The organism is Cryobacterium sp. GrIS_2_6 (genome assembly GCF_035984545.1).
Classification (GTDB): Bacteria; Actinomycetota; Actinomycetes; order Actinomycetales; family Microbacteriaceae; genus Cryobacterium.
This window is the reverse complement of record NZ_JAXCHP010000001.1, coordinates 92,086-108,197: the sequence shown is the minus strand read 5'-3', so window position 1 is coordinate 108,197 and position 16,112 is coordinate 92,086. Positions and strand designations below refer to the sequence as shown.

The following is a 16,112-nucleotide window of genomic DNA, read 5'->3' as shown; positions in this document are numbered from 1 at the left end:
GGCGATCGCGCCAACCGCGTCAGCCGCGCACCACAGTCATCAGGCCGGACTCGACCGTGAGCCCCGGTCCGAACGCCATGGCGCAGAGCCGCTCACCGTCCGCGGTGTCCGGGGCGTCCAGGATCGCCTTCAGCACGAAGAGGATCGTCGCGCTGCTCATGTTGCCATAGGAGCGCAGGGTCTCCCGCGACGGCACGAGCTGCGCCTCGCTCAGCCCGAGCTTGGCCTCGGTCTTGTCGAGGATGCTGCGCCCGCCCGGGTGGATCGCCCAGTGCGCGATCGCCGTGCTGAGGTTCAGGGCCGGCACGATCGCGGGCTCCGTCGTGGTTTCCGTCGTGAGCTTGGGGCCAGCGGATGCCTCCGGCGCGTCCACCGGGACCGCGAGCGTGGCAACCGACCCGGCCGCAGAACCTGCCTCGCCGAGCACACCCGGCTCCCCGGGCGAACCCTGCACCGCGAGCAGGCCCGCGAGCTCCGCCAACTCGGTCGCTTCGGTCAGTTCCGTTGAGGTGGCGAGTTCCGCGAGCTCCGTCGCAGCGGCCACCTCGGCCAGGACTTCGACCTCGTCGGCGAATTCCTCGATCGGCATGGTCTCGCCGAGCGCCGCGACGGCGGCAGCGAGCCCGGGGTCCTTCGCGAAGAGCGGAGCGAGAGCGCCCTCGATGTGCTGGTCGATGATGTGCGGAACGTAGCTGCTGAGCACCATCTCGAAACCCTCGTCGCCGATCTTCCAGGCCATGTCGCCCTCGCCGACGGGGGTGATCACCGTCTCGAAGAGGTCGAGGCTGAGGGCGTTCTCGCCCGGCGCCGGGGCGCGCGAACTCACGATTCCCGCGGCCGCACCATCCGAGAACAGCGACGAGGCGACGATCGTGTCGGGGTCGTCCGACGTACGCAGGTGGAGCGAACACAGTTCGGCACTGACGACGAGCACCACAGCGTTCGGGTCGGCCTCGACGAACTGCTTTGCGGTCCGCAGCGCGGGCATCGAGGCATAGCAGCCCATGAAGCCGAGGTGATATCTCTGGGTCGTGGGCTTGAGTCCCAATTCCCGCACGAGCATATAGTCGGGGCCGGGCGCATAGAAGCCGGTGCAGGAGACGGTCACGACGTGGGTCACGTCTGCGGCCTCGATGCCGGGGCACGCAGCAAGCGCACGCCGACCCGCCTCGACGAAGAGCTTGGTCGCCTCGGTGATGTAGAGCTCGTTGCGCACTCGTGTGCTCGGGACCAGGAGGGTCTGGGTTGCCGCGTCGAAGAATTGGGGATCGGCGACGTCCGAGTCCAGGGTCAGCTCGTCGATCACGGTGTGGCGGCGCTCGATTCCCGAGAGATTGAACGATGCCGTCACGAGCCTCTTCCCCAGCCTGCTCAGTCCCGGCTGGGACGCGAACACGTCCCGCACCTCGTCCTGGATCAGCACGGTGGACGGGACGACGGTCTGCAACGCTCTCAGAGTGACGGACATAGCCCCAGTGTTACACGCGGCCCTGCGAGGCACACCCCCCATTTTCGCGGGCGGCGGCAACCGCCGACGGATGCCCGCCTCCCGAAACTGGGTGCCGGCAGTGAATCCGCTGGGCGCCGTTCCCTGGCGCGGAGTGATGCCTAGGCTGGAATGTGGCGTGAGGCAACGGGGACGCGCGTCGCCAACCGCGGGCCGGTGTCCGCCTATCCGAGGGAGTCCCGTGGCCACGACCGTCGCCGACCAGATCATCGCCCAGCTCATCGAAGCCGGGGTGCGCCGCATCTACGGCATCGTCGGCGACAGCCTCAACCCGATCGTCGACGCCGTACGGCGCAGCGGCGGCTCCGCGAACGGCGGCATCGACTGGGTGCACGTGCGCAATGAGGAGGCCGCGGCCTTCGCGGCCGGCGCCGAGGCGCAACTCACCGGTGAACTCGCGGTCTGTGCCGGCAGCTGTGGACCGGGCAACCTGCATCTCATCAACGGCCTCTACGACGCCCACCGCTCTGGGGCACCCGTGCTCGCGATCGCGAGCCACATCCCGAGCGCCCAGATCGGCAGCTCCTTCTTCCAGGAGACCCACCCCGACCGTCTCTTCGTCGAGTGCTCCAACTACTGCGAACTCATCAGCTCCGCCGGACAGGCCCCACGCGTCGTGAGCATAGCCATGCGCCACGCCATCGGCCTCGGCGGCGTCGCCGTCATCACCCTCCCCGGTGACATCGCCGAGCTGCCCTCCCTCGGCACCGCGCCGACCATCACCCTGACCAAGCGCGGCACGCTCGTGCCGTCTCCCGCCGATGTGCAGCGCCTCGCCGACGCCATCAACAACGCCCGCCAGATCGCGATCTTCGCCGGGATCGGCGTCGCCGGTGCCCACGACGACGTCGTCGCCTTCGCCGACCTGCTCGCCGCCCCGATGGGACACTCCCTGCGAGGCAAGGAGTGGATCCAGTACGACAACCCCTTCGACGTCGGCATGACCGGCCTGATCGGCTACGGCGCCGCCCACGACGGCATGCACGACGCCGACCTGCTCATCCTGCTCGGCACCGACTTCCCGTATTCGCAATTCCTGCCCGACGGCACGGATGTCGTCATCGCGCAGGTGGACATCCGTGCGGAACACATCGGTCGGCGCACGAACGTCACCGTGCCTGTGCACGGGGACGTCGCGGCGACACTCGCCGCGGTCACCCCGCTGATCACCCGCACCGCCGACCGGCGCTTCCTCGAGAAGACCCTCAAGCACCACGAACAGCTCATGCACAAGGTCGACGGCAACCCGCGCAACGTCGAGAAGCGCACGCCTATCCACCCCGAGTACGCGGCCTCGATCCTCGACGAGGTCGCCGCAGACGACGCCGTCTTCATCGCAGACACCGGCATGTGCAACGTCTGGGCAGCCCGGTACATCAACCCGAACGGGCGCAGGCGGATGCTCGCCTCACTCCTGCACGGATCGATGGCCAACGCGCTCCCCCAGGCGATCGGCGCCCAGGCGAGCAACCCGGGGCGCCAGGTCGTCACTCTGTCCGGCGACGGTGGGCTCTCGATGCTTCTCGGCGAGCTCGTCACCGTCGCCGCGCAGAACCTGCCGGTGAAGATCGTCGTGTTCAACAACTCGACCCTCGGCATGGTCAAGCTCGAGATGCTCGTCGACGGCTACCCCGACTTCGGCGTCGACGTTCCAGCCGTCGACTACGCCGCCGTCGCCAACGCCCTCGGCATCTACGGCCAGCGGGTCGAGGTTCCCGCCGACATCCGTGGTGCGCTGGAGCGCGCCTTCGAGCACAACGGGCCCGCGCTCGTCGACCTCGTCACCGACCCCCTCGCCCTGAGCATGCCGCCGACGATCACCGGGGCACAGGTGCGCGGTTTCGCGCTCGCCCTGTCCCGCGTCGTGCTGAACGGCGGCGTCGGCGAGGCCGTGCAGCTGGCCCGCACGAACATCCACAAGCTCTAGTCGCGCGCGGGACGCGCGCCCGCGCCCAGATCCGCAGGCCGCACCCGCAACGGCGGATGCCGCCGCCCGCCACGCGCGCCCGCACCCACTTTCGCAGGCCGCACCCGCAACGGCGGGCGCGGCCTGCCGAAACCGGCGCGGCCGCCCCGTGTCGCGCTGACGGCACTCGGGCTAGCCTGATGCCCAAAGGACAGTCGCCGGGGCGTGCGGGATCAGAGGAGCTGATGGCCATGAACGGACGTGGACGGGTGATCGTGCGGGACGGGCCGTGGGGCTTCGTACTCTTCCTGGCCTACATCGGAGCGGCGATCTACTTCGTCTCGGTCTCGAGCGGCACCTTCTGGGGCGTGATCCTCGGGCTGCTCCAGGCGATCGTTTGGCCGGCCTACGTCGTGTATCACGTGCTCGTCCTGATCGGCGCCTGAGCGCCGGACGATTCGCGCCGGACCGCATGACCGGTCGGGTGCCCCGCAGCCGACGGATACCCGCGCCGGTTTCCGCACGGCGCGCCCGAAACGGCAGGCGCGGGCTGCCGAAACCGGCGCGGGCGCGAGGACAAGGCGGCGCGGGCTGCCGAAACGGGCGCGGGCGCGGTCGCGAGACGAGGGGACGACGGGAGGACGGCATCCGCTCGGTGGAGGTGCCCGGCGACGGATGCCGACGGCCGACGGTCAGGGCAGGCGGTCGAAGAGGTGGGTTGCGACTAACGCGACGAGGGATCCGGCGGCGCAGATCGCCGCGACCCCGCCGACGTAGGCGATGACAGCCTCGCTGTTCGGGCCCGACGCGCCGAAGAACGTCACGAGGAACGCCGCGGACGCGACCAGGCAGAACGGCACGACGAACCAGAGCTGGGTGCGGTACCCGATCGCGGGCGTCCCGCGGGTCGGGGCCATCGGACCGGTCTCCGCGTCCGGGTCGGCGTTCCCCGCCGCGAACCGGCGTGCCGGCCTGCGCGGTCGCGGGCGGCGGGGCGATGCGCCCCACACCCGGAGCGCGATGCCGCCCGCGCAGCCCCAGACCGCGACGACCAGGAACCCGGCGATGACGTCGCTCGGGCGGTGCCAGCCATTCGCGAGCGTCGAGACTCCCGCGACGGCCGCGAACGCCGAGCCGAGCAGTGCGGCGAGCCAGCGGGTCCGCGGGCTCGAGACGAGGAACACGGCAAGAGCGGATGCCGCGGCGACCGTCGTATGCCCGGACGGGAACGAGTTACCGGCGTAACCGTCGACCCCGAGATCGGGACGGGTGAGCAGGATGTCCTTGAGGACCTGGGTCGTGACGACGGCCCCCAGGGCGACGACGACGGCGACGACGAGCGTGCGGAGATCGCGGCGCACGGCCGTGATGATCCCGGTGATGACGGCGCCGGCCACGACCGAGACGGTCGGAACCTGGTCGAGCACCTGCTGGGTGACGACCGTGACACTGCGACGGCCGAAGATCGAGCCGTCGTAGGCGAGCTGGTCCATCGTCTGGCCGTGCAGGGTCCGCACAAAAAAGAGGTACAGCGCAACGAAGACGGCCGACGCGACAATCGCGCCGCCGAGATATCGCAGGAATCCTGTTGTCGAGAGCAAGCGCACAGTCCAGCTTCGCACGACTGGCTGGACAGACCGTGGGTGAGGCCGGAGAAACGCCGGATCGGACGGCGAACAGGACGTCGCATGCAACGAAACAGGGCGACACCGGGACAAAGCAAAGGACCCCGGGGCCGAACGCCGCCGAGGTCCTTCTCAGCAGAATTCAACTGCTGTGATGTTGAAGGTACACCGTGCGGTGCCGCCCGCGAACCACCGCTGCACAGGGGCCCGCCGCACGCTAGCCCTTGACTCGGCGGGGACGCGGCGTACCGTGACTGGCATGTTTGCTGCACACCACGGTCGGCACGTCGCCGACAAAGACCATCCCGCATGCGGGACCACGTCGCGGGGCACCCAGCCGGCCGGTGCCGAGGGCTTCAGCGGACTCGAGGGCGACTTTGAAGAGGAGCGCCGCCGGGACGCGAGCGCCCAGGCGGAACCCAGCGAACCCTACGAGCAGGACACCGTGACCCGACCCACCCTCCCGGGCACCGCCGAGGGGCTGACCCACCCCTGATCCGCCGGGCTCAGACCAGGGCGAGCACGACCTTGCCGCGCACGTGCCCTCCCATCAGGTAGCGGTAGGCGTCCGCGACCTCCTCGAGCGGAAATGCCCGGTCGATCGGCAGCACCACGTCTCCGCTCGCGACCCGGTTGGCGAGGGCGGCCAGGTCGCCAGGGCGGGCCGCCTGCCCTCCGACGCCGGTGATGCCGGCATCCGCCCGGTGGCCGCGCGCCGCGATCGTATTGATGCGGCCGCCTGGGACACCGAGTTCGAGGGCGGCGTCGATCGTGGCGGGACCGCTGTTGTCGAGCGCAGCCGTCACCCGGGGCACGAGCGCGCGCACCCGGTCGGCGAGGCCGGGGCCGTATGCCACGGGGATGACGCCGAGACTGCGGAGAAAGTCGTGGTTCGCCGGGCTCGCGGTTCCGACGACGGTCGCGCCGGTGCGCACGGCGAGCTGCACAGCGAGGACGCCGACTCCCCCGGCGGCTGCGCTCACGAGCACAGTGTCGTCTCGGGTCAGCGCCAGCGAGCGCACCGAAGCCGTCGCGGTGCGGCCCGCGATATCGAGGGCCCCGGCAGGGACGAAACCGAGCGCATCCGGTTTGCGGATGACCGCGGATGCCTCGACGACGAGCCAGTCGGCCTGGGCGAACATGCGCGAGCCGCCGAGCACGGCGTCACCGACGGCCCAGCTGGTCACGCCGGCACCGAGTTCGTCGATGACGCCGGAGAAATCATTCCCGTTGCCGCTCGGCAGGACGACACTGTACGCGCCGGCGGCCGGACCGCCGCGGAGGATCTTCCAGTCCACGGGATTGAGCCCCGCGGCATGCACCCGCACCCGCACCTGGCCGCGGCCGGAGGCAGGCGGATCGCCGGTGATCACCCGCAGGACTTCCGGGCCGCCGAATTCGGAGAAGCGCACGAAACGAGCCATGCGCCCAGCCTATTCAGGGCGCGCAAGCCGCGGCACCCCTCGGATGCGGCGGCGCTCGCCGACGGGCTTTCGCTGCCCGCGAACGGCCGGGCCCCGCCGGCTCTTCTCCTGGTCCGCAGGCATGTTCGTCTGGAATACACCGGCCGTTCAAGGTCGGCTGGTCGAATATTCGGAGTAGAGTCAGTCGACTCAACGATGAGTGCACACAGTCCCGACGAATGGAAAGTTCATTTGAACCTGCGAACGGCCGAATACCCCAGGCCGGACTATTTCCTGCTCCACCTCAGCGACACCCATGTTTTGGCCGATGGCGGCAGGCTCTACGACCAGGTGGACAGCGCCCGGCACCTCGTCGAACTCTTCGCCGAGGTCGAGGCATCCTCTGGTCGTCCCGACGCCGTCATCATCACCGGCGACCTGGCCGACAAGGGTGAACCGGATGCCTATGCCCTCGTCCGCAGCATCGTCGAGCCGGCCGCCGCCCGCCTCGGCGCCCGCGTGATCTGGGTGATGGGCAACCACGACGACCGCTCGGCCTTCCGCGCGGAACTCCTCGGCCAGCCCTCGTCGACAGCACCGATCGACCGCGTCGACTACATCGGCGGCCTCCGCATCATCACGCTCGACACCTCGGTGCCCCACGAGCACTTCGGCACGGTCACCGACGCCCAGCTCGCCTGGCTCACCGAGGAGCTCGACGTTCCCGCTCCCGACGGCACCATTCTCGCGATGCACCACCCGCCCGTTCCGAGCGTGCTCGACCTCGCCGTCTCCGTCGAGCTCCGCGGGCAGGCCCGCCTGGCCAAGGTGCTCCGCGGCACGGATGTCCGCAGCATCATCGCCGGTCACCTGCACTATTCCTCGACCGCGATGTTCGCCGGCATCCCGGTGTCGGTGGCCTCGGCCACCTGCTACACGCAGGACCTCAATGTTCCCGCCGGCGGCACCCGCGGTCGCGACGGCGCCCGCGCGTTCAACCTCGTGCACATCTACCCCGACACCGTGCTGCACTCGGTCGTGCCGCTCGGCAGCTACGCCCCCCTCGACTACATCGACCCGGAGGAGAGCGCCCGCCGCCTCGCCGCGTCGGGCATCACGATCATGGACGCGGGCACCCTTCCGGCGCTCCGCGAGCCGCCGATGACCACGCCGATCCCGGTTCTGCGCTAAGCGGGCCGCGGCGCCTGGCCGAGCGCGATCGCGACCGCCGCGCCGGCGAGCTCGCCCGATTCCGCCGAGATGCGCCGGTGCGCCTGCCCCTCTCGGCCGAACCGGGCGAACTCAGCACCCGGGGAGACGCTGTCCGAAGCGGCAGCCGTGCCGCTCCCGGCGGCCTGCGCCTCGCGCTCCCACGGCGCGACGATCGGGAAGTACTGTTCGAGGAAGTCGGTCACGGCCGCGCGGCGCACCTCGTCCGAGATCTCGGGGAAGCTGCCGTCGTTGAGGCAGAACATGTCCTGGTCGCGGCGCTTGCGGAGCTTGTTCATCTGGCGCAGCGCGAGCTTGAGCGTCGTCTCGATATACAGCGACCTGGCCTGGGTCTGCTCGACCGCGCGCCCGGTCGTCAGAGCGTAGTAGTGGTAGAGCGAGTTCGTCACGGAGATGTCGGTCGCCGAGCGGAACTGGCTCGCCGCGGTGCGTGCGAAGTCCTCGGGGAACTCCGCCTCGAGCTCGAACAGGACGCTCTTCCGCATCGGCACCGCCGTGTGCTCGAGGTGCCGAGTCGTGACCTTGCCGAAGCGCTCGCGGAGCAGCGCCCGGTTGACCCGGGCGGCGTTCTCGAACCCGCTGCGGCTCGGGTCGTTCTCGCCGAGGCCGATCCGGGTGGATGCCTCGATGAACTTCGTGACGCCGCCCGGCGAGAAGAACAACTCCGGGCCGACCGGGCGGCCGAAGAACATGTCGTCGTTGGAATACAGGAAGTGTTCGGCGAGCCCGGGGATGTGGTGCAGCTGGCTCTCCACGGCGTGCGAGTTGTGGGTCGGCAGCACGCTCGGATCGGGGAAGAAGTCCTCGCTGTTCATGATCGTGACGCGCGGGTGCTCGGCGAGCCACTCGGGCGCCGGCGAGTCCGTCGCGATGAAGATGCGACGCACCCAGGGTGCGAACATGTAGACGCTGCGGAGGGCGTACTTGAGCTCGTCGATCTGCCGGAACCGGGCGTCGGACTCGTCGCCGCTGCCGACGACGTATGCCTTCATCCGCTTGGCGCGTTCGCGCTGGAAGTCGCTCGAGGAGCCGTCGACCCAGGAGAAGACCATGTCGATGTCGAAGCTCACGTCGCTCGCGAGATCGTCGAACATGTGCTGCAGGGTGCGCCAGGTGCGCCCGTACAGGGTGATGGTGGTCTCGCGTGCCTCGCCACGCGGCATCCGCTTGCGCATCAGGGAGTTCTCGACCGGGGCGACGATTTCGTCTTCGCCGAAGAACCAGAGTTCGAACTGGAACGCGGTCTCGGCGCCGTACCGGAGGCGGCCGATCGGTTCGATGCGCGGGCGGTAGACCCGGAAGACGGATGACTTGCGCAGGGTGGTGAGGGCGCCGTCGGCGAGCAGGAGGGGCTGGGTGAGGTGCCCGTCGAGGGGCTTGGCGTAAAAGGGGTCGTTGGAGAACGCCTCGGCGAGCGCGCGGGTGATGTGCTTGCGGCGCTTGCGGTCGACGGCGAGGACCGGGCGGTCGTGGTCGCCGCGGACGAGCAGGAAGTCGATGCCGGCGGCGTCGAGGGCGTGCGCGACGGCGAGGAGGTCCCTGACCATGGACTCGTGCGGGGTGAAGTGGCCGTTGATGAGGGCGATTTCGCCCTTGCGCACGACGACGTCGTCGCGGTCGAAGCGGCGGGTGCGGGCGTCAGGGGACAGCAGCACAAGTTCGGGTTCCGTGCTCAGCAAGAGCACGGGGACGACGGGGTTGGCCGGGTTGGCGGTGCCGGCGGAGCTGGTGGTGCTGGCCGGGCCGGCCGGGCTCACCGGGACGACCGACGGCTCTGCGGCTGAACGATCGACGGTAACCATGGTCCTCCTCGGGAAATGGGAACACTCATCAACGGAGCAACCGCTTGTTGCCGGAGAGAGTGCATCCGGTACGTGCCGGCGGCCGCGACCCGGTCTGAGCCGGGAGCCGGCAGCCGACAGCAAGCGGTAGCGTTCCTCCCAGTCTACGTTGCCCGGCGACGTGCCCGGATGACACCGTCGGGTACCGCCGCACGACCCTGCGCGCCCGGTGCGCCGCTTCGCGCCCGGCATGCCTGACGCGAAGCGGCGCAGGTGGCGCGCGAGCACGTCCGGCGCACGTCCGGCACGAGTCCCGGCGCGGGTTCAGAGGGCGTTGATGCCGATCAGGCCGATGATGAGGGCCATCACCTCGAGGGTGACGAGCTCGTGGGCGAGGTTGAGCACGGTGAGTCCGGCGGGGCGCCGGTCGAAGACGTCGTGGGTGACCATCCGGGCGGCGGTGAAGCCGGCCCAGAGGATCAGTGCGGTCAGCAGCGCGTTGGCGAGGAAGCTGCCGCCGTAGAAGTTCTGCGTGATGGCGATGGCACCCGCGAGCACCCAGGCGGTCACGAAGCTGACAAGGGCGGTGATCACGATGGGAGCGACCGCGTTGCCGCGCATGCTCTCCTCGTCATGGCCGACCGTGCGCATCCAGTACCCGCCGAAGACCCGGCGCGAATACCAGACCGACCCGACTGCCATGCTCGACGCTGTGGCGAGCAGTACCGCCCAGATGTTGATTTCGGGAACCATGAGGGATCCTCTCGCTGATTCCGCCGGTGGCGGAGGGAATGCCTCGATGTTAGGGCGACGCGGGCCCGTCGGGAGAGATATCCCCGGATGTCTCCCGGATCGTTAGCTCCGCAGCGTGGGTCACCGGCACCCGGCAGACGAAGTCGCGGCAGAGGTACGCCGTCGGCCGGTCGCGGAGCGGCACCCGGCCGGCGAAGAGGTCGAACCCGGCGGAGGCGAGTGTCCGTGACTGGGCCGCCGTGACGGATGCGATGACTCCGGTCGCCCGTTGCCTGGCGCTGTCGACGAGTGCCGTCACGCTCACGGCAGCGGGCACGTCGAAGAAGGTGGGCGCGGCCGAGAAGTCGGGTTCCCCCGGCTCGTCGACGTCGTGGTCGAGGTCGAGGTCGACGTCGAGGTCGGCGTCGACGTCGGCGTGACCTTCGGGTTCCGCCGAAGCGCGCCGGGCGTCTGGCGCGACGAGCACGAGCTGTTCCACGGGCGCGATCAGTGCGGAGCAGAGCTGCAGGACGGCACCGAAGGCGAGCGGGCGTTCCGCGGCACGGGCGAGGAACGGGACGACCGCCGTGACGGCCGCGTCCCGGTACTTCTCCGACCCGGTCATCAGGTACAGCAGCTGAGCGGCACCCGCGGCGGCCGAGCGCCCGGACGGGTATGCGCCCTCGGAGGGGTCGACCTCGAGGGCAAGTCCCTGGCCGACCAGCACGGGATCGGAGCCGCCCGGGACCCGGAACCGTGCGGCGGCCGTGTCGGTCATCGCCGCGTCGGTCGCAGTCGCAGTGTCGGTGGTCGCCGCTAGCGTGCTGTCCACCAGGAGGCGCGCCGCGGACGCGTAGCGTTCCTCACCCGTCACGAGTGCCAGTTCGAGGAGTCCCCGTGCGAACATCCCGAAATCCTCCAGGGTAGCCCGCGCCGTCGAGGTGCGGCCGGCGATGGAGGCGCGTACGAGCACCGGCGTGTCACCGGCGGGTGGCACGGTGAGATGCCGGGACAGCAGGTAGTCGGCGGCGCGAGCCGCGGCATCGGTGTAGCGCGAATCACCGAACGCGAAACCGGCGCGGGCGAGCGCGGCGATCGCGAGACCGTTCCAGCCGGTGAGCACCTTCTCGTCGAGGGCGGGGCGGGGCTGGGTGCGCCGGGCGTCGATGTCGAGGGCGTAGTAGCCACCCTCGACGCGGCGTCCGGCGACGGTGCTCTCGGAATCCTGGGCACTCGCGAAACCGCCGTCTGGCAGCTGCATCACGGAGAGGAGGAACCCGCCGACGCCCTCGGCGACCGTACGCGCCCACTGTTCCCCGGTCAGTTTCCAGGCCTGGGTGTAGAGGTCCAGGAGCTGGGCGTTGTCGTAGAGCATCCGCTCGAAGTGGGGCTCACTCCAGTCCCGGTTGACGGCGTAGCGGAAGAATCCGCTCTCCACGGGGTCCCGCAGCGGGGAGGCGCCCATCCGTTTGAGGGTGCGGAGGGCGAGGCTGCGGCCCGACGGGCGGTCGAGCAGGAACCCGAGGGCGGGGGCGACGGGGAATTTCGGCGCACCGCCGAAACCGCCGTACCGGGTGTCCTCTGTCACGGCGAGGCCCTCGACGATGCCGTCAAGCACGCTGCCCTGCGGCAGCAGGGTCCGCGGGCCGGCTCCCTCGACACCGCTGCCGTCGACACCATCATCGTTGACACCATCGAAAGCTGCATCGGCGACGGCGGCATCGGCGAGCTCCTGCTGCCTGGCGGCAGCGGCGAGCGCGTCGGCGACGAGAGCGCCGGTCTCGGTGACCTCGGTGCGGCGGTCGGTCCAGGCATCCGTGACGGCTTCGAGCACCTGCCGGAACGCCGGTCGGCCGGGAACGGCGACCGGCGGGAAGTACGTGCCCGCGTAGAAGGCACGTCCCTCAGGGGTCACGAAGACGTTGAGCGGCCAACCGAGGCCGTCGACGAACGCGCTTGCTGCGGCGAGATAGGCCGCGTCGACCTCGGGATGCTCCTCCCGGTCGACCTTGATGCTCACAAAGTGCGCGTTGAGGTAGGCGGCGAGGTCGGGGTCGCTGAAACTCTCGCGCGCCATCACGTGGCACCAGTGGCACGTCGAGTATCCGATCGACACGAGCAGCGGCAGGTCGCGCGCCCGGGCCTCGGCGAAGGCCTCGCTGCCCCAGCCGTGCCAGTCGACCGGGTTGTCGGCGTGGGAGCGCAAGTACGGGCTGATCGCATCGGCAAGACGATTCGGCATGGTCCCATTGTGCCCCGACACCGCAACGGTGAATCGAACCAGTGACGCCGCGCCCGACTGGTTACAGTGGACACACCTCGACCGATGGGAGCCGCGGGATGACAACGGAGTCTGTCACGCTGCGGCTGCACGCCGCGGCCTCAGCGGATGCTGCCCTCGCCTCCGACCTCCGCGCCGCCTACCGGGGCCGGCACGACGTGCTCGACGCACTCTGGTGGCGGGCGCACCCACTCACCGGCACCCCGGGTGGGCGACCGGATCCCGCCCGCGAACTGCCCCGGTTGCAGGCCGCGGTGTACGCGCGCCCGGGCCCGGACGGCTCCCTCGCCGAGAGCGAGCGGCGGCTCCACGACCTCACCGCCCAGCTGCGTCAGGACGCGACCGACCTCGACGCGGTGCTGGCGCTGTTCCCCGACGGCGCGGACTCCCCCGATACCGTCCACTCCCGTGGCACTCGCCCCCTCGGAGCTGCGGGCACATCCGACGCCGACGCGACCGCACCACCCGCCCGCGCATTCCGAAACCCGACCCGGCGGCGCAGCGTGCTCCTCGTCGCGGCCGGGTTCCTCGTCGGCGGGATCGCCGTCGCCACGGCCTCGGCCATGCTGCCCCACGGTGGCCCGGCGAGCGGCCTGGCCGCCGAGCAGGCGGCATCCGCTTCGCCAGGGCTGCTGGCGCTCTTTGACCAGCCCCCGATCCCCGACCAGACCACGATCGACCTCGGTCCCGAGTTCCGGCGGGATTCGATCCACGCGATGTTCGTCGAACGCGAGACCAGCTCCTTCGTGTACGTCGCGCGCCGGGGCGACGATCTCTATTGCGTCATCCTGCGCAGCCAGGGCCAGCAGGGCGCGAGCGCGTGCGTCGGCCTCGCCGAACTCGCCCGCCGCGGCCTGACACTCACGGCAACGGTGCCGGTCAATCCCTTCACCCTCGGCAAGGACTCTCTCGAACCGGCGGGCGCCCTCGCGGACGTCACGATCAGGGTCAGTACCGACGGCGTCGTGTCGAGCGAGACCGCCCCGCACCCCACTTCCTGACCGGCAGCACCTGTTCCCGGCGGCGCACTCGCTAGGGTGAGTGTCACAACCGTCGGGGGGCCGGAATGGTATTCGAGATCAGCGCAGAGTCCGAGCAGCACCGGCGGGCCGGGCGGCTGCGCGAGGCTGCCCAGGCGGATGCCGCACTCCAGGAAGTCCTGCGGGGCGCCTACGCGGGTCGCCACGACGTGCTCGATGCCCTCTGGTGGCGGGCGCATCCGCTCACGGATACGCCGGCCGGCCGGCCGGACCCCGCTGCCGAACTCCCGGAGTTGCAGGCGGCGGTGTACTCCCGTGCCCGCTCGCCCGAGTCGGCTTCCGAGGACGAGCAGCGTCTCGCGGCCCTGCAGCTGGCGCTCGGCCGCGACACCGCCGACCTCGACGCACTCCTCGGCCAGTACCCCGCCCTCGAGGCCGGCGCGCTCGCCAAAACCGGACCGTTCCTTCCCGCGAGAGTACGAAAAGTGCCCTTATCTGACCCCGATACGGGCACTTTTCGTACTCTCGCGGCGGGAGGAGCGGATGCAGCCGTGGGAACCGCGGCGGGCCATGGGCCAGAGGCCTCGGCAGCGCCGCGGCGCCTGCGCGGACTGCGGGCAGGCGCGCTGGTGCTGGCCGGCGCCGCGGTCGGGGTGCTCGCCCTGCTCGTTCTGCAGGCGAGCGGTCTGGCCGGCGCAACGGATGCCTCTGGCGGCGCTACCCCGACGGCCGGAGCCTCCGAGACGGCCGGGCCCGCCGCATCCGCCGGAAACCTGCTCGGGGTCTTCGACCAGCCCGAATTCGTGCCCGACGACACCACGCCCGCCCTTGGCGGCGAGTACACCTCGGTGCACAGCCTTTTCGGACCGGTCCTCGAAACGGGACTGCCGTACAGCGTCTTCGCGGCACGGCTCCGTGACGACCAATACTGCCTGATCCTCCGCAACGCCGACCTCACCGGCACGAGCGCGTGCACCACGCTCGACGAACTCGCCGGGAGCGGGCTACACCTCAACGCCACGGTCATGGGCTCGCTCGGGACGGCAGGCCCCCTCACCGTTTCGGACACCTACGACCAGCTGATCGACGTCAGCGTCGATTGGACCGCAGACGGAATGAGCTCATCGAGCGGCCCGCACCCTAGCGCTGACGGGTAGCCCGGGCGCCGAGTGTCGCCACACCCGCCGAGGATCGCCCGTACACCGGGTCGTCTGGGCGGAACCGGCGACACTCGACCGTGGTCGGCCGCGGCGAGGCTCGTCAAGCGGGCGGGTCACACCGTGCCCGTGAGTTCCTTCTCGACGAAGTCCCTGCGGCGGCGTTGCACCCGCATCCAGATGAAGAAGCCCGTGATCGTGAACGCCCCGTAGAACACGTACAGGATCGCCGAGGCGTAGTACCCGGCGCTGACCAGGAGCGGCACGCCGACGATGTCGACCGCGACCCAGATCAGCCAGAACTCCGTCCAGCCCTTGGCCATGCCGTAGGTCGCGAGCAGGGAGCCGGTGAAGATCCAGGCATCCGCCCAGACCGGCTCGAAGGAGCCGAGGGCACGGAAGATCGGGGTGAGCACGAGGGTCCCGGCGACCATGCCGAGGCCGAGCAGGATGCGGGTGCGGTTGCCCGCCCAGTGCGGCACGACCGCGGCGCGAACGGTGGAGTTGCGGCTCCGCGACCACTGGATCCACCCGTAGATCGACACGATGATGAACATCACCTGTCGGCCGGCCTGGCCGAGCAGGTTCACCGGGTTGGGGGTGCCGAAGACGGCGCCGAGGAACACCGTGAACAACAGCGCATTGCCCGCCATGCCGACCGGCCACGCCCAGACCTTGCGGCGCATTCCACCGACTGCGCTCAGTATCCCGAACGCGTTGCCAATCACCTCGCGCCAGAGGATGGTCTGAGTGCCGATCTGAAGTTGCGCGTCGAACAGCCACTCAATCGGATTCACAGGTCAACTTCCTCGCCGGGGCTGGTCCCTCCGCCGTCTCCCAACTTACCGCGAACGCCTTCGGGCGGCTTCGGCTCAAGCTCGTCGGCCAGGCGCAGCCCACGCTCGGCCCACCCGATTTCCTGCTCGGCCCTGGCGATGAGCCCCTCGTAGGCGAAGAGCTTGTACGCCGCGATGCGCGGCTGCTCGGACTCCGGGCTGATCAACAGTCTCTGGACGAAGATCGGATGCGTACGGTCCCGGATCGCGGCGAACTGGCCCTGCCACTGCTCGCGCAACCCGGCCCAGTGCCGCACATGCGCCCGGAGCTGCTCCCGGACCGAGTCCGGGTCGGCCCACTCGAAGTACGCCGCACGCAGGTGCGCCGGGTCTCGCTCCCGCGAGTACTCGACCGGTTCGGCCATCCACGCACGGAACGCCTGCTCACCTAGCGAGGTGATGTGGTAGACCCGCTTCGTCGCCTGGGTCGCCTGGGTACTCCGGGCAACTGCCGTCGCCTCGATCAGTCCCCCGGTTTCCATCCGGCGCAGTTCCGGGTAGATCTGCGAGTCCGGGGCGCTCCAGACGTGCCCGACCGAGCTGTGGAGGGACTTGGCGAGGTCGTAGCCCGTCATGGGCTGCGCCGTCAGGAGCGCGAGGAGGGCGTAGCGCAGGCTCATGGTTTGATTCTGGTCCCTGAAAGGGTCTTGTGGTTTCACTATCGACATAGGTAT

The 16,112-nt window shown here is 70.1% G+C and carries 14 protein-coding genes; 6 read left to right on the top strand and 8 right to left on the bottom strand.

Annotated elements, in window-relative coordinates; translation table 11 throughout:
• Positions 1-19 precede the first annotated feature (19 nt).
• Positions 20-1,510 (bottom strand): type III polyketide synthase, encoded by a 1,491-nt coding sequence (locus tag RCH22_RS00550; RefSeq protein ID WP_327012383.1) that lies wholly within the window; start codon positions 1,508-1,510, stop codon positions 20-22.
• Positions 1,511-1,688: 178 nt separating this feature from the next.
• Between RCH22_RS00550 and RCH22_RS00545 the strand changes: the two genes are divergently transcribed.
• Both RCH22_RS00545 and RCH22_RS00540 read left to right on the top strand, forming a co-directional pair.
• The gene (locus RCH22_RS00545) at positions 1,689-3,434 is read left to right on the top strand and encodes a pyruvate dehydrogenase (RefSeq protein WP_327012382.1); all 1,746 of its coding nucleotides are present in this window, start codon (positions 1,689-1,691) and stop codon (positions 3,432-3,434) included.
• Between the two features lie 230 nt (positions 3,435-3,664).
• Positions 3,665-3,859: a hypothetical protein gene (locus RCH22_RS00540; RefSeq protein WP_327012381.1), complete on the top strand. Its 195-nt coding sequence runs from the start codon at positions 3,665-3,667 to the stop codon at positions 3,857-3,859.
• Positions 3,860-4,105: 246 nt separating this feature from the next.
• Here RCH22_RS00540 and RCH22_RS00535 read toward each other — a convergent pair whose 3' ends face one another.
• On the bottom strand, positions 4,106-5,014 hold the full coding sequence (locus RCH22_RS00535; protein ID WP_327012380.1) for a phosphatase PAP2 family protein: 909 nt from the start codon (positions 5,012-5,014) through the stop codon (positions 4,106-4,108).
• A 283-nt stretch (positions 5,015-5,297) separates the two neighbouring features.
• On the opposite strand from RCH22_RS00535, the gene RCH22_RS00530 reads away from it, so the two are divergent.
• On the top strand, positions 5,298-5,534 hold the full coding sequence (locus RCH22_RS00530) for a hypothetical protein (RefSeq protein ID WP_327012379.1): 237 nt from the start codon (positions 5,298-5,300) through the stop codon (positions 5,532-5,534).
• A 10-nt stretch (positions 5,535-5,544) separates the two neighbouring features.
• Here RCH22_RS00530 and RCH22_RS00525 read toward each other — a convergent pair whose 3' ends face one another.
• The gene (locus tag RCH22_RS00525; protein WP_327012378.1) at positions 5,545-6,462 is read right to left on the bottom strand and encodes an NADP-dependent oxidoreductase; all 918 of its coding nucleotides are present in this window, start codon (positions 6,460-6,462) and stop codon (positions 5,545-5,547) included.
• Positions 6,463-6,693: 231 nt separating this feature from the next.
• Between RCH22_RS00525 and RCH22_RS00520 the strand changes: the two genes are divergently transcribed.
• Positions 6,694-7,632: a phosphodiesterase gene (locus tag RCH22_RS00520; RefSeq protein WP_327012377.1), complete on the top strand. Its 939-nt coding sequence runs from the start codon at positions 6,694-6,696 to the stop codon at positions 7,630-7,632.
• On the opposite strand, the gene RCH22_RS00515 is transcribed toward RCH22_RS00520, so the two are convergent.
• From RCH22_RS00515 to RCH22_RS00505, 3 genes are all read right to left on the bottom strand, one after another.
• Positions 7,629-9,473 carry a stealth family protein gene (locus RCH22_RS00515; RefSeq protein WP_327012376.1) on the bottom strand — a complete coding sequence of 615 codons (1,845 nt, stop codon included), beginning with the start codon at positions 9,471-9,473 and terminating at the stop codon, positions 7,629-7,631. The genes RCH22_RS00520 and RCH22_RS00515 overlap by 4 nt on opposite strands.
• A 303-nt stretch (positions 9,474-9,776) precedes the next feature.
• Positions 9,777-10,205, bottom strand: coding sequence for a DUF1761 domain-containing protein (locus RCH22_RS00510; RefSeq protein WP_327012375.1), 429 nt, complete (start codon positions 10,203-10,205; stop codon positions 9,777-9,779).
• A 49-nt stretch (positions 10,206-10,254) separates the two neighbouring features.
• A complete protein-coding gene (locus tag RCH22_RS00505; protein ID WP_327012374.1) occupies positions 10,255-12,426 on the bottom strand; it encodes a DUF255 domain-containing protein in 2,172 nt (723 codons plus the stop codon).
• A 98-nt stretch (positions 12,427-12,524) separates the two neighbouring features.
• On the opposite strand from RCH22_RS00505, the gene RCH22_RS00500 reads away from it, so the two are divergent.
• Complete coding sequence (locus RCH22_RS00500) at positions 12,525-13,466, top strand: hypothetical protein (RefSeq protein WP_327012373.1); 942 nt, start codon at positions 12,525-12,527, stop codon at positions 13,464-13,466.
• 65 nt (positions 13,467-13,531) lie between these two features.
• Positions 13,532-14,602: a hypothetical protein gene (locus RCH22_RS00495; protein ID WP_327012372.1), complete on the top strand. Its 1,071-nt coding sequence runs from the start codon at positions 13,532-13,534 to the stop codon at positions 14,600-14,602.
• 116 nt (positions 14,603-14,718) lie between these two features.
• On the opposite strand, the gene pnuC is transcribed toward RCH22_RS00495, so the two are convergent.
• Both pnuC and RCH22_RS00485 read right to left on the bottom strand, forming a co-directional pair.
• On the bottom strand, positions 14,719-15,399 hold the full coding sequence (gene pnuC, locus RCH22_RS00490; RefSeq protein ID WP_327012371.1) for a nicotinamide riboside transporter PnuC: 681 nt from the start codon (positions 15,397-15,399) through the stop codon (positions 14,719-14,721).
• The gene (locus RCH22_RS00485) at positions 15,396-16,058 is read right to left on the bottom strand and encodes a PadR family transcriptional regulator (protein WP_327012370.1); all 663 of its coding nucleotides are present in this window, start codon (positions 16,056-16,058) and stop codon (positions 15,396-15,398) included. The genes pnuC and RCH22_RS00485 overlap by 4 nt, the downstream gene beginning before the upstream one ends.
• Between the last annotated feature and the right edge of the window lie 54 nt (positions 16,059-16,112).

What these genes read in the sequence shown, in the direction of transcription:
- RCH22_RS00550 (WP_327012383.1), bottom strand. Translation starts at nt 1,510, where the DNA reads ATGGGGGGTGTGCCTCGCAGGGCCGCGTGTAACACTGGGGCTATGTCC.
- RCH22_RS00540 (WP_327012381.1), top strand. Translation starts at nt 3,665, where the DNA reads ATGAACGGACGTGGACGGGTGATCGTGCGGGACGGGCCGTGGGGCTTC.
- RCH22_RS00530 (WP_327012379.1), top strand. Translation starts at nt 5,298, where the DNA reads ATGTTTGCTGCACACCACGGTCGGCACGTCGCCGACAAAGACCATCCC.
- RCH22_RS00525 (WP_327012378.1), bottom strand. Translation starts at nt 6,462, where the DNA reads ATGGCTCGTTTCGTGCGCTTCTCCGAATTCGGCGGCCCGGAAGTCCTG.
- RCH22_RS00515 (WP_327012376.1), bottom strand. Translation starts at nt 9,473, where the DNA reads ATGGTTACCGTCGATCGTTCAGCCGCAGAGCCGTCGGTCGTCCCGGTG.
- RCH22_RS00510 (WP_327012375.1), bottom strand. Translation starts at nt 10,205, where the DNA reads ATGGTTCCCGAAATCAACATCTGGGCGGTACTGCTCGCCACAGCGTCG.
- RCH22_RS00505 (WP_327012374.1), bottom strand. Translation starts at nt 12,426, where the DNA reads ATGCCGAATCGTCTTGCCGATGCGATCAGCCCGTACTTGCGCTCCCAC.
- RCH22_RS00500 (WP_327012373.1), top strand. Translation starts at nt 12,525, where the DNA reads ATGACAACGGAGTCTGTCACGCTGCGGCTGCACGCCGCGGCCTCAGCG.
- RCH22_RS00495 (WP_327012372.1), top strand. Translation starts at nt 13,532, where the DNA reads ATGGTATTCGAGATCAGCGCAGAGTCCGAGCAGCACCGGCGGGCCGGG.
- RCH22_RS00485 (WP_327012370.1), bottom strand. Translation starts at nt 16,058, where the DNA reads ATGAGCCTGCGCTACGCCCTCCTCGCGCTCCTGACGGCGCAGCCCATG.